The following is a 13,077-nucleotide window of genomic DNA, read 5'->3' as shown; positions in this document are numbered from 1 at the left end:
TAGAAAAGCTTATCGGGTTCGATTGCTTTTCTAGTTTTCTGTCGTTTGCATGTTTAGTTATGTAACGGATTTTTATTCTCATCTAGTGTAAATCCTTCACCCACTACATCATGTACATCACTTACTGCAACAAATGCATGAGGATCTACAGAAGTAATAATATTTTTTAGTTTTACGATTTCGTTTTTTGCAACAACGCAATAAAGTACGTTTCGCTCAGTCTTTGTATAGGAACCAACAGCTTTTAAAAAGGTTGCCCCGCGCTCCATTTCAGATAAAATCTTGTCAGCAATTTCGTCGTTTTTATCTGAGATAATGGTTGCTCCTTTTGCTGCATAAGCTCCTTCTTGCATAAAATCAATAACCTTTGCGCCAATAAAGACAGCAACCAATGTATACATACCTTCGCGATAAGATAAATATGTAAGGATGGAGATGAAAATGACAACAGCATCAAACATAAACATTGTTTTTCCCATGCTCCAGCCAATATATTTATGAGCTAGCCTTGCAATGATATCGACACCACCAGTTGTTCCGCCATATTTGAATATAATTCCAAGACCAATCCCAATAAATGCCCCGGCGAACAGTGCTGCTAGTGTCATATCGTTTTGTAAGTTTAAATGTAAATTGAATAATTCATAACGCTGAAAAATCCATAGAAATAAGGAGACGCTAAATGTTCCGATTAATGTATATAAGAAAGTTGTCCGGCCGAGTAATTTCCAACCGACGAAAAACAGAGGAATGTTTAAGATTAAGTTTGTATAAGAAGGATCAAGTGAAAATAGAAAATATAATAATAACGTAATGCCTGTAAATCCGCCTTCTGCTAAGTGGTTTTCAATATTGATATTTACGATGCCAAAAGAGAAAATAGCGGAACCAATTAAAATAAAAATAATATTTTGAATCTTCAAGTTTGTTTTCATGTAGAAAGCCCCCTAATATGTAAATAATTATGTTGCTCCGCTAAAACGGTAAAACATAGCAAAAGAAAGTTTCACTTTATTATAGTCTATCCAAAAAAACGTGGCAAATAGGGAGGAAGGTGGAATAATATTTGTCAAATCGCGATGAATTGGCTAACATGAAAGAGGAAGGATTAGAGGTGAATAACATGGAACAAAAAACGATGAAAGATATGCAGAAAGAAGTAGATGCATATATTAGTCAATTTAAAGAAGGTTATTTTAGTCCACTTGCAATGATGGCTCGTTTAACAGAAGAAATGGGTGAACTTGCAAGGGAAGTGAATCACTACTATGGTGAAAAACCGAAGAAAACGACTGAAAAAGAGCGAACAATTGAAGAAGAACTCGGAGATGTGTTATTTGTTATGATTTGTATGGCAAATAGTTTACATATTGATTTAGAAACAGCACATAACATTGTAATGAATAAATTTAATACACGTGATAAAGATCGTTGGACACGTATTGAAGAGGGAGAGAAAGAGGTATGAAAGATATTAAAGTAATTATTGCGGGACCAAGAGGACGTATGGGGCATGAAGCAGTTCTTCTTATGGAGAGAACAGAGCATTTCCAATTAGTAGCAGCAGTTGATTATAAGCATGGCGGAGAGAAAATTTCAGATTTACCTGGAATGCCAGCATTAAATACGCCAATCTATGCTGATTTACAGACTTGTTTAAATGAAGTAGAAGCGGATGTACTATTAGATTTAACAACACCGGAAGTAGGGAAGCAGCATGTTACGCTTGCTGTTGAACATGGTCTTCGTTCTGTTATCGGTACGACTGGATTTACAGAAGAAGAGCTTCAGCATTTAACGGAAACGGCGAAAGAAAAACAAGTAGGTACAATTATTGCTCCAAACTTTGCGATTGGTGCTGTACTTATGATGAAGTTTTCTCAAATGGCAGCGAAATATTTCCAAGATGTTGAAGTAATCGAATTACATCATGATCAAAAATTGGATGCCCCTTCAGGAACAGCTGTGAAAACGGTAGATTTAATCCGTCAAAACCGTGAACCAAAACAACAAGGTCATCCAAATGAAACGGAGCAATTAAAAGGAGCACGTGGTGCAAACGTAGATGGGATTCATATTCATAGCGTACGTTTACCAGGTCTTATTGCCCATCAAGAAGTGTTATTTGGTGGTGACGGACAAATGTTAACAGTTCGTCATGACTCATTCAATCGAGCGTCATTTATGTCAGGGGTCAAATTGTCGATTGAAACAGTGATGAATCTTGATCATCTTGTATACGGTTTAGAAAATATTATCGACTAAAGGGAGAGACAATTGATGAAGATTGCCTTAATTGCACATGACAAAAAGAAAGATGATATGGTTTCGTTCGCATACGCATATAAATCAATTTTTGAAAAACATGAACTTTTTGCAACGGGAACGACAGGTCTTCGTATTATGGAGGCGACAGGTTTAGCTGTTACAAGATATCAATCTGGTCCTCTTGGTGGTGATCAAGAGATTGGTGCAATGATTGCAAAAAATGATTTAGATATGGTGATTTTCTTCCGAGATCCGCTAACAGCACAGCCACATGAGCCAGACGTAAATGCATTGCTTCGTTTATGTGATGTGTATGCAATCCCGCTTGCAACGAACATGGCAAGTGCTGAAATGTTAATGCATGCATTAGATCGGGGAGATTTAGACTATCGAAAGTTAAGAAAATGAGGGGAACAATTATGAGTGGATTACATATATTAGCGTTTGGTGCTCATGCCGATGATGTTGAAATCGGCATGGCAGGCACCATTGCAAAATATACGAAACAAGGATATAAAGTTGGCATTTGTGATTTAACAGAAGCTGATTTATCTTCAAACGGAACGGTGGAATTAAGAAAAGAAGAAGCTCAGGAAGCTGCTCGGATTATGGGAGTTGAAAAGCGGATTAATTTAGCAATGCCGGACCGTGGTTTGTATATGAAAGAAGAATATATACGTGAAATCGTAAAGATTATTCGTACATATAAGCCAACGCTAATTTTTGCACCATACTATGAAGATCGCCACCCAGATCATGCGAATTGTGCAAAACTTGTGGAAGAAGCTGTATTTTCAGCGGGTGTTCGTAAATATATGCCAGAAATTCCGCCACATCGTGTGCAATCTTTTTATTATTATATGATTAATGGTTTTCATAAACCGGATTTCTGCATTGATATTAGTGAGCATCTTTCTGAAAAGGTAGCAGCATTAGAAGCATATGAAAGTCAGTTTACAACTGGAAGTGATGGTGTTAAGACACCTTTAACTGAAGGATATGTTGAAACAGTAATCGCTCGTGAGAAAATGTTTGGAAAAGAAGTTGGAGTTATGTATGCCGAGGGATTTATGAGTAAGAAGCCAGTTTTATTACATACTGATTTAATAGGGGGATGTAAATGAAATTGAAAATAGGTATTACATGTTATCCTTCTGTGGGTGGTTCTGGAGTTGTTGGAACGGAACTCGGAAAACAATTAGCTGAACGAGGTCATGAAATTCACTTTATTACATCAGGTGTCCCATTTCGCTTAAATAAAGTATATCCAAATATTTATTTTCATGAAGTAACGGTCAATCAATATTCTGTCTTTCAATATCCGCCGTACGATTTAGCATTAGCAAGTAAAATGGCAGAAGTTGCGCAAAGAGAAAATCTTGATATTTTACATGTGCATTACGCAATACCGCACGCGATTTGTGCATATTTAGCTAAACAAATGATAGGAGACAATATTAAAATTGTTACAACGTTACATGGAACAGACATTACTGTGCTCGGTTCAGATCCTTCCCTAAATAATTTAATACGATTTGGTATTGAACAATCTGATGTTGTTACGGCTGTATCTCACTCGTTAATTCAAGAAACGAATGAAGTTGTAAAGCCAAATAAAGAGATTCAGGCGGTATATAATTTTATTGATGAGCGTGTTTATTTTAAGAGAGATATGTCACAATTAAAGAAAGAGTATGGCATACGAGAAGATGAAAAAGTATTGATTCATATTTCGAATTTTCGAAAGGTCAAGCGTGTACAGGATGTCGTTCATGCATTCGCTAGAATTGTAAAGGAAGTCAATGCGAAGTTACTACTTGTTGGTGATGGACCAGAGTTCTGTACAATTTTACAGTTGGTGAAAAGTTTACATATTGAAGAACACGTTTTGTTTTTAGGAAAACAGGATAATGTTGCAGAGCTTCTTGCAATGAGTGATTTAATGTTACTTTTATCAGAAAAAGAAAGCTTTGGTCTTGTTTTACTAGAAGCAATGGCGTGTGGTGTGCCATGTATTGGAACACGGGTTGGAGGCATTCCAGAGGTTATTAAACATGGTGAAACAGGATATATATGCGAAGTCGGTGATACGCTAGGGATAGCACAACAAGCGATACAGCTACTTAAGAATGAGAATCACCATCGAAATATGGCAGAGCAAGCAATGGAAGCTGTATATGAGCAATTTCGTTCAGAAAAAATCGTTTCACAATATGAGGCGATTTATTATGACATGTTAAGGGATGACAAAAATGAAACGATTTAAACAAGCTGGAGCAATTATTGAGACATTAAAACAACATGGGCATGAGGCGTATTTTGTTGGTGGGAGCGTGCGTGACTTCATTATTAATAGACCGATTGGCGATATTGATATTGCAACATCAGCTCTTCCAGAGGAAGTGATGCATTTATTCCCAAGGCACGTCCCTGTTGGTCTTGAACACGGTACTGTTATTGTTGTCCAAGATGGTGTTCCGTATGAAGTGACAACATTTCGAACAGAGAGTGATTATGAAGATTTTCGCAGACCAAGTAGTGTTCAGTTTGTTCGTTCATTAGAAGAAGATTTAAAACGACGAGATTTTACTATGAATGCGATTGCGATGACTGAAGAAGGAAAAATCATTGACTTATTTGCGGGACAAGAGGCAATTCATAGGCAAGAAATTGCAACAGTTGGAAATGCCGCGGACCGTTTTCAAGAAGATGCACTGCGTATGATGCGTGGGATTCGTTTTGTTAGTACGTTAGGGTTCTCCTTAGAAGAAAAAACAAAGTGTGCCATTGAAATGTATGGACATTTACTTGAACATATAGCGATTGAAAGAATTACAGTTGAGTTTGAAAAGTTATTGACGGGTACGTATTGTGTAAAGGGGCTTCAAAAGTTAGTAGAAACGAAACTATTTACTCATTTACCGTATTTACAAATGTCAGAAGAGAAAATTTTGAGGGCGGCTCAATATAACTGGGATTCTTTTGAAACTGATATCGAGGCATGGGCATTTTTCCTATATTGTATTGGGGAAGAACATCCATCTGTTTTCTTACGACAATGGAAATTTTCAAATAAAAAAATAAAAGATATTGTCGCTGTTTTACTAGCTATTCGTTCTAGAAAATCAAAGTCATGGGATGCAGTTTTTCTATACAAAACCGGTATTCAAGTTGCTTTAATGGCAGAAAGAGTGTATCAAACGATTATAGAAAATTATGATATGTCTTCAGTAGATCAAGTACAGACGTTGTTTGATTCATTATCCATTCAGAATCGTCAAGAAATGAATGTAAGCGGTAATGATTTATTAAATTGGACAGACAAAGCACCAGGCCCTTGGGTAGCAGAAATATTGCAGAAGATTGAAGAAGAGATTTTACAAGGGCAGTTAGTAAATGAGAAAGAGAACATAAGGGAGTGGCTACAGGGATGCAATCTACTATAAGAAAACAATTATTACAAGTTTTTTCTGAAGCAGATGGCGAATTTGTATCTGGTCAAACAATTAGTGACAAGCTCGGCTGTTCAAGAACAGCTGTCTGGAAGCACATGGAGGACCTTCGAAGTGAAGGATACGAACTTGAAGCTGTGCGCCGCCTAGGATACCGAATTGCTAGTAAGCCAGATAAAGTAACAGCTAATGAAATCCAATTAGGCTTACAAACAGAATTTATAGGGAGAACCGTTTATTTTGAGGAGTCTGTTGAGTCTACGCAGCATATTGCAGCGAGACTTGCGTATGAAGGAGCAGTGGAAGGGACAATTGTTGTTGCGGAAGAACAAACATCAGGGCGCGGTCGTTTAAGTAGAAAATGGTATTCACCAAAGGGGACCGGAATTTGGATGAGTATTATTTTACGTCCCTCTATTCCTGTTCATCATGCTCCTCAGCTTACATTACTAGCAGCTGTTAGTGTAGCGCAAGCGATTGAGAAATGTACAGGTGTGAGTGTAGGAATTAAATGGCCCAATGATATTTTAATTCAAGGAAAAAAGGCCGTTGGTATTTTGACAGAGTTGCAAGCTGATCCGGACAAAATTAACGCTGTTATTATGGGAATAGGAATTAACGTAAACCAACGGCAAGAACATTTTGCTGATGAGATTCAGCAGATTGCTACGTCGTTAGCGATTGAATCAGGAGAGCCAATTGTTCGTGCGGAGCTTATGCAACAGATCTTTTTACAAATGGAAAAGTTGTATCAAGAGTATGTAAAAAACGGATTTTCAGTTATTAAGCTCTTATGGGAAAGCTATGCGATAAGTATTGGGAAAGAAATTACAGCCCGAACGCTGAAACAGACAATCATTGGTGTAGCAAAAGGAATTACAGAGGATGGCGTATTGATATTAGAAGATTATCAAGGTCATGTACATCATATTCATTCTGCTGATATAGAAATTAAGTAAAAAGAAGTTCTTGTTTAGGAACTTCTTTTTACTTGCATAGAAGCTAATATGAGAAGAAATGCTGTGAGTCCTATTATACTGAGTGTCACTTTAAGAATTTCACATACCGTAATGGGAGAGGAAGTTATTTTTTCGAAAAAGTGTAGCAATTCCCTTTCTTAGTTTGCTATAATTAGTTCGAATATGGGCAGTATCAGAGCGAACTGCACCATGATTCCAAGCGATGAAGAACAATAATTTGGATTCTGCCTTGATCCAACACCGGACTGGGACAGAGGGATGAAATTTGCCGATTAACACAACCCTTCTGCCCTTTTATGGCCAGAGGGGTTTTTTGATATGATTTCGGCCATCTCCTCTCTCCTGAATAAAGGAGGAGTAGTTTTTGAAAACGAAAACAGATTTTTTGAAAATGAAAGAGAAAGGTGAGCCGATTACGATGCTTACAGCGTATGATTACCCATCTGCTAAATTAGCAGAAGAAGCTGAAGTCGATATGATTTTAGTTGGGGATTCTCTTGGAATGGTTGTACTTGGATATGATTCCACAGTTCCAGTAACAGTAGAGGATATGATTCATCATACGAAAGCAGTTCGCCGTGGGGCGAAAGAGACGTTTATTGTAACGGATATGCCGTTTATGTCTTATCATGTATCACTGCAAGAAACAATGCATAATGCGCGTCGTATTGTACAAGAGAGCGGAGCGCATGCAGTGAAAGTGGAAGGTGCAGGCGAGGTCTTATCAATCATTCAGTACTTAACAAATGCAGGAATTCCTGTTGTAGCACATCTTGGTTTAACGCCTCAATCTGTTGGCGTATTAGGTGGTTATAAAGTGCAAGGAAAAGATGCTGAAAGTGCAAAAAAATTATTAGAAGATGCAAAGAAATGCGAGGAAGCTGGCGCGATGGCAATTGTGTTAGAGTGTGTGCCAATGCAGTTAGCAGAGCTTGTATCAGAGGAGTTAACAATTCCTACAATTGGAATTGGTGCAGGGAAGAAAGTAGATGGTCAAGTACTTGTTTATCATGATTTGATCTCGTATGGAGTGAATCGAGTTCCGAAATTTGTGAAGCAATATACGTCTGTTCAAGAAGAAATTGTACGTGGGATTTCACAATATGTTGCTGAAGTAAAAACGAGACAATTTCCTGAAGAAAAACATTCGTTCACAATGAAAGAGGAAGAGTATGTAGCATTATACGGGGGAAAACAATAATGAAAATTATAACAACAGTACAAGACATGCAGCAGGTTGCGAGTGAAATTCGTGCAAGTGGGAAAGAGATTGGTTTTGTTCCAACAATGGGATATTTACACGAAGGACACGCCACGCTATTACGCCGTGCAAGAAAAGAAAATGAAGTTGTTATTTTAAGTGTATTTGTAAATCCATTGCAGTTTGGACCGAATGAAGATTTAGATCGTTATCCTCGGGATATTGAGCGGGATGAGAAGGTAGCAAAAGAAGCTGGTGTTGATTATTTATTTTATCCGAGTGTGGAAGAAATGTATCCAGCACAGCAGACTACAAAAGTAGAAGTGGTAGAGCGTACAGACGTGTTATGTGGGAAACAACGACCAGTTCATTTTGCGGGTGTTGCCACTGTATTGATGAAACTATTTAATATCACAATGCCAACTCGTGCCTATTTTGGTATGAAAGATGCGCAACAAGTTGCTGTTATAGAAGGATTTGTAAGTGATTTTAATATACCGATTACAATCGTACCTGTCGATATCGTTAGGGAAGAGGACGGATTAGCAAGAAGTTCCCGCAATGTATATTTGTCAGAACAAGAACGTGAGGAAGCACCGCATTTATATCGTAGTTTATGTATAGCGAAAGAACGGATTGAAGAAGGAGAACGTAATCCACAAGCTATTACGAATCTTGTGAAAGAATACATTGAAAAACATACAAAAGGTACTGTTGATTACGCGGATATATATGCGTATCCAACATTGACAGAAATAGACAAGATCGAAGGACGAATTATTCTTGCAATTGCGGTTAAATTTGAAAATGCACGATTAATTGACAATATAACATTAACGGTTAAATGAGGGGGAGACATCTATGTTTCGTACAATGATGAGAGCAAAGTTACATCGTGCGACGGTAACAGAAGCGAATTTAAATTATGTAGGTAGTATTACTATAGATGAAGATTTAATGGATGCTGTAGAAATTGTAGAAAATGAAAAAGTACAAATTGTAAATAATAATAATGGAGCCCGCTTAGAGACGTATGTGATCAAAGGAGAGCGCGGAAGCGGCGTTGTTTGTTTAAATGGGGCTGCTGCAAGGCTTGTACAACCAGGAGATAAAGTTATTATTATTTGTTACGGATTAGTTGCAGCAGAAGAAGTAAATAAGCAAGTACCAAAAATTGCAGTGCTAGACGATCATAATCAAATTATTGAAATGCTAGGCGCTGAAAAAGCAGGAACAATATTATAAGAAGGAAGGCTATCTCTATAAGGGATAGCTTTTTTATTTGTAGAGGTGGCTCAAAGTAAATGAATGAAAAAATGTAATTCATGAAACAAAATCAGTTCATTTTGTGTATCAGTTCATTAAGATGAGATAAAACGTGGTATAGTAACAATATATGAATTTTTGTTGTTTGAAAGGTAAGAAATTGAGGTGTTACATATGAGCAAGCGTTATGTCGTCGTTGATTTAGAGACGACAGGGAACTCCTGGAAAGATGGGAAGGACAAAATTACCCAAATTGCAGCCGTTGTAGTGGAAGATGGAGAAATATTAGAGATTTTTTCATCTTTTGTTAACCCGAAGAGAGAGATTCCCCCATTTATTACAGAACTAACAGGGATTGATGAAAATCTCGTAAAACAAGCCCCGCTATTTCGTGATGTAGCCCCGATGATTGTTGAGCTATTAGAAGGTGCATCTTTTGTAGCACATAATGTTCACTTTGATTGGAACTTTTTAACGGAGGAATTAAAGCAGGCTGGATATACAGAAATATATTGTCCTAAAATTGATACGGTTGAATTGGCGCAGATTTTATTGCCGACAGCTGATAGTTATAAATTGCGAGATTTAGCTAAAAAACATGAATTTGAGCATAATCAACCACATCGTGCAGATAGCGATGCACTTGTAACAGCAGAATTATTTTTACAATTTCTCACTCAAATTGAAAAATTACCGCTTGTTACTTTACAATCTTTATACGAATTAAGTGATGTATTTCAAAGTGATATTGCTCGTATTATTTCGGAAAATATTTTAAAGAAAATGACGGATGGGACAGAGGAAACAAAAGCGTATGAAATTTACCGAAATATTGCACTTCGAAAACGGAACTATTCATTACACTTAGGTGAAAATAACGCGTCTAAATTCAGTTCTTTTTTACATAAGTCAATGGAACAGCTTGAATTAAAGATGCCTAACTTTGAAAAAAGAGAAAGCCAACAGCAAATGATGAAAGAAATATATGATGCATTAAGAGATTCTCGCTTTTCACTAATAGAGGCAGGAACGGGTACAGGGAAGACGCTAGCATATCTTCTTCCAAGTATTTATTTTGCAAAGAAAAAAGAAGAGTCTGTAATTGTAAGTACACAAACAGTACAGCTGCAGCAACAAATACTGGAAAAGGAAATTCCACTGTTGCAAAGCGTATTACCATTTCCGTTTGAGGTTGCTCTTTTAAAAGGAAGAAGGCATTATCTTTGTTTGCATAAATTTGAGTATTCCTTGCAAGAGGAAGAGAAGAACTACGACGTTGCACTTACAAAAGCGAAAATTTTAGTTTGGTTATTACAAACAGAAACTGGTGATCGTGACGAACTAAATATTCCAGAGGGTGGAAAGCTATTTTGGAATCGTGTTTGCAGTGATATATATAGTCCTGGCGGAGCAAAAAGCAGCTGGTTTAGCCGTTGTTTTTATCAACGTGCAAAAAATAAAGCATTATTTGCAGATATTGTAATTACAAATCATGCATTGCTGCTGCAAGATTTTGTTAGTGAAGAGCCACTTTTTTCATCTTGTAACTATATCATTTTTGATGAAGCTCATCATATCGAAGAAGTCGCTAGTAGAACGCTTGGAGAACAGTTTTCATGTATGTATTTTCAGTTCATTTTATCGCGCCTTGGTACGCTAGAAACCGATGATGTATTATCAAAGGTGTATAAAATGATGAAAAAATCAGAGCAAGCATCGCGCTCCACTTTTCGTATGATGAGTCATAGGCTCAAGGAAATCAAATTTGATGCCGATGAGTTATTCCAAATGTTACGTGCTTTCATATTTAAACAAACAAGGCAAGAACAAGGGTCAAGCAATATGCCTCTTATTTATCGGTATAATACGGAACAAGAGCATGGGAAGCTCTGGAATAGTATTACTGAATTAACAAATCGATTTATATATGAATTAAGAAAATTACTAGCCTTACTGGAGAAGCAAGCTGATATATTGCAAAGTACATTAGAATGGGAAATGCATGTTATTACAGGCGAGTTTATGCATCTTATAGAGTTATTAAGAAAGATGGTTCATTCATTACAGGTGCTTATATTAGAGAAAAACTCATATGTGACATGGATGGAGACAGAAACGAAAGGTACCATTCATTCCACAGTATTATATGCACAACCTATTCATATAGGAGAAAGATTTGCTGATGAGTTTTTAACAAGAAAGCGAAGCGTTATTTTTACGTCAGCAACGTTAACTGTTAATCATACATTTGACTATATAAAAGAAGAATTAGGGTTACATGATTTTGCGCCAGATACACTAACGGTTCCATCCCCGTTTCATTATGAAGAGCAAGTAAAGTTAATGGTTCCAACGGATGTCCCGCTTATTAAAGAAGTTCGGGAAGAAGAATATATTAGTGAAATATCAAAACAAATTATGAAAATCGCTAAAGCGACAAGAGGAAAAATGCTTGTACTATTTACTTCTTATGAAATGTTGAAAGAAACGTATGTAAATTTAAAAAATGAAGATGAATTAGAAGAATACGTAATACTGACGCAAAGTGTAAATAATCGAAGTCGTAGTCGTTTAGTTCGGAAATTTCAAGAGTTTGACAAGGCTATTTTGTTAGGAACAAGTAGTTTTTGGGAAGGAATTGATATTCCCGGAGATGCTTTAAGCCACCTTGTCATTGTTCGTTTGCCATTTACACCGCCTCATCAACCAATGATGGAGGCAAAAAGTGAATGGATGAGGAATAAAGGGGAAGATGTATTTACAAAACTAGCGCTTCCGCAAGCTATTCTTCGCTTTAAACAAGGTTTTGGTCGATTAATACGAACAACCACAGATACAGGAACGGTGTTTGTATTAGATCGTCGACTAACAACTTCTTTTTATGGGAAGAAATTTTTGCAATCTATTCCGAATGTCCCGCTTTATGAAGAAACACTAGACCAATTATTGAAGCGACTAGAGGAATAACAAATTGCAGGAAAAATACGCCTGAAGTAAATTGTACTTCAGGCGTAAAATGTGGGTAGGAGGAATTTTATTTTTTCTTACTTCTTGTATACAAATTACGTTGCTTTTCGATTTGAAACCTTTTTTTGCTGTACATGTCCTGCTATAATAGATGGGTGATGAAGCAGGGGTTGTAAAGAATGTACTCTTATTGTAACCGCATTGCGTTCTTCTATAATTAGAAATTTTGTGTAACGGAGGAGTTTTCATGGAGAAGAAAATCGAAGTGCTATCAACGACGCGTATTAAATATTCGTCTGACCTATATAAAATTGTTGATAGTTTGAATCGTACATTAAAGGAACAGGACCTCATGTTCGGACTGGCACTAGACGAGAACGAAAAAGAAACAGCAGTATTTACGATATACAGAACGTAGTGATACAATGAAAAAATGGATCTTTGCCATCATTATCGTTATTGTTGCCAGTGGATTATATGGGGTGCATGTTTATAATGCAACAATGGAAAAGAAAATTCCGAAAGAATCAAAAGCTGTAGAAATTGCAAAAGAAAAAGCAAAGCTTACAAAGGTTGAATCCGTTGATTATTATAACGGGAAATCTTCATATACAGTCGTACAAGGTGTAGATGAAAAGGGAGAACAAATCATTGCTTGGGTACCTGAGAAAAAAGGAGATGTTCTCGTAAAGAAAAAGAGCGAAGGGATTTCTGAGAAGCAAGCTGTACAAAAAATGACTGAACAGTTGAAAGAAGAAAGTAAAGAACCTAAGCCAAAACCGCCGAAAGAAATCTTAAAAGTAAAATTAGGTGCCGAAAACGATGTTCCAGTGTGGGAAATTACATATATTGATCAGGAAGGTCGTTATACGTATTATTATCTAGAATTTCAAAATGGGGTCTATGCTGCACATTACAGCGTTGAAAAATAGATACAGGGGGA

General features: G+C 36.8%; 14 protein-coding genes. 13 read left to right on the top strand and 1 reads right to left on the bottom strand.

Features of this window, described 5'->3' with window-relative positions; translation table 11 throughout:
- Positions 1 to 53: 53 nt before the first annotated feature.
- The gene (locus ACIQ7L_RS03595; protein WP_400566690.1) at positions 54 to 935 is read right to left on the bottom strand and encodes a YitT family protein; all 882 of its coding nucleotides are present in this window, start codon (positions 933 to 935) and stop codon (positions 54 to 56) included.
- 188 nt (positions 936 to 1,123) lie between these two features.
- On the opposite strand from ACIQ7L_RS03595, the gene ACIQ7L_RS03590 reads away from it, so the two are divergent.
- The 13 genes from ACIQ7L_RS03590 (at position 1,124) to ACIQ7L_RS03530 (ending at position 13,066) form a co-directional block, all read left to right on the top strand.
- Complete coding sequence (locus tag ACIQ7L_RS03590) at positions 1,124 to 1,468, top strand: nucleotide pyrophosphohydrolase (protein WP_097897340.1); 345 nt, start codon at positions 1,124 to 1,126, stop codon at positions 1,466 to 1,468.
- Positions 1,465 to 2,265 carry a 4-hydroxy-tetrahydrodipicolinate reductase gene (gene dapB / locus ACIQ7L_RS03585; protein WP_400566687.1) on the top strand — a complete coding sequence of 267 codons (801 nt, stop codon included), beginning with the start codon at positions 1,465 to 1,467 and terminating at the stop codon, positions 2,263 to 2,265. The genes ACIQ7L_RS03590 and dapB overlap by 4 nt, the downstream gene beginning before the upstream one ends.
- A 15-nt stretch (positions 2,266 to 2,280) precedes the next feature.
- Positions 2,281 to 2,676, top strand: a complete 396-nt coding sequence (gene mgsA, locus ACIQ7L_RS03580; protein WP_400566686.1) for a methylglyoxal synthase — start codon at positions 2,281 to 2,283, stop codon at positions 2,674 to 2,676.
- A gap of 11 nt (positions 2,677 to 2,687) precedes the next feature.
- Complete coding sequence (gene bshB1 / locus ACIQ7L_RS03575; protein WP_400566684.1) at positions 2,688 to 3,392, top strand: bacillithiol biosynthesis deacetylase BshB1; 705 nt, start codon at positions 2,688 to 2,690, stop codon at positions 3,390 to 3,392.
- Positions 3,389 to 4,534, top strand: coding sequence for an N-acetyl-alpha-D-glucosaminyl L-malate synthase BshA (gene bshA / locus ACIQ7L_RS03570; RefSeq protein WP_400566681.1), 1,146 nt, complete (start codon positions 3,389 to 3,391; stop codon positions 4,532 to 4,534). Before bshB1 ends, bshA begins: the two co-directional genes overlap by 4 nt.
- On the top strand, positions 4,521 to 5,714 hold the full coding sequence (locus tag ACIQ7L_RS03565) for a CCA tRNA nucleotidyltransferase (protein ID WP_400566679.1): 1,194 nt from the start codon (positions 4,521 to 4,523) through the stop codon (positions 5,712 to 5,714). The genes bshA and ACIQ7L_RS03565 overlap by 14 nt, the downstream gene beginning before the upstream one ends.
- Positions 5,699 to 6,679 (top strand): biotin--[acetyl-CoA-carboxylase] ligase, encoded by a 981-nt coding sequence (locus ACIQ7L_RS03560; RefSeq protein ID WP_400566676.1) that lies wholly within the window; start codon positions 5,699 to 5,701, stop codon positions 6,677 to 6,679. Before ACIQ7L_RS03565 ends, ACIQ7L_RS03560 begins: the two co-directional genes overlap by 16 nt.
- A 385-nt stretch (positions 6,680 to 7,064) precedes the next feature.
- On the top strand, positions 7,065 to 7,901 hold the full coding sequence (gene panB / locus ACIQ7L_RS03555) for a 3-methyl-2-oxobutanoate hydroxymethyltransferase (RefSeq protein WP_400566674.1): 837 nt from the start codon (positions 7,065 to 7,067) through the stop codon (positions 7,899 to 7,901).
- A complete protein-coding gene (gene panC, locus ACIQ7L_RS03550) occupies positions 7,901 to 8,749 on the top strand; it encodes a pantoate--beta-alanine ligase (protein WP_400566672.1) in 849 nt (282 codons plus the stop codon). Before panB ends, panC begins: the two co-directional genes overlap by 1 nt.
- A 13-nt stretch (positions 8,750 to 8,762) precedes the next feature.
- Entirely contained in the window at positions 8,763 to 9,146 is a 384-nt protein-coding gene (gene panD / locus ACIQ7L_RS03545) for an aspartate 1-decarboxylase (RefSeq protein ID WP_097897211.1), read from the top strand.
- A gap of 195 nt (positions 9,147 to 9,341) precedes the next feature.
- Positions 9,342 to 12,134, top strand: coding sequence for an ATP-dependent DNA helicase DinG (gene dinG, locus ACIQ7L_RS03540; RefSeq protein WP_400566669.1), 2,793 nt, complete (start codon positions 9,342 to 9,344; stop codon positions 12,132 to 12,134).
- A 247-nt stretch (positions 12,135 to 12,381) separates the two neighbouring features.
- Positions 12,382 to 12,552, top strand: a complete 171-nt coding sequence (locus ACIQ7L_RS03535) for a YpmA family protein (protein WP_000412180.1) — start codon at positions 12,382 to 12,384, stop codon at positions 12,550 to 12,552.
- A 7-nt stretch (positions 12,553 to 12,559) separates the two neighbouring features.
- Positions 12,560 to 13,066 (top strand): cell wall elongation regulator TseB-like domain-containing protein, encoded by a 507-nt coding sequence (locus tag ACIQ7L_RS03530; protein ID WP_400566667.1) that lies wholly within the window; start codon positions 12,560 to 12,562, stop codon positions 13,064 to 13,066.
- Positions 13,067 to 13,077: the final 11 nt, after the last annotated feature.

It is taken from the genome of Bacillus sp. NPDC094106 (assembly GCF_044764345.1).
Taxonomy (GTDB): Bacteria; Bacillota; Bacilli; order Bacillales; family Bacillaceae_G; genus Bacillus_A.
Note: the sequence above shows the minus strand (reverse complement) of the source record. Positions and strands in the feature narration are given on the sequence as shown.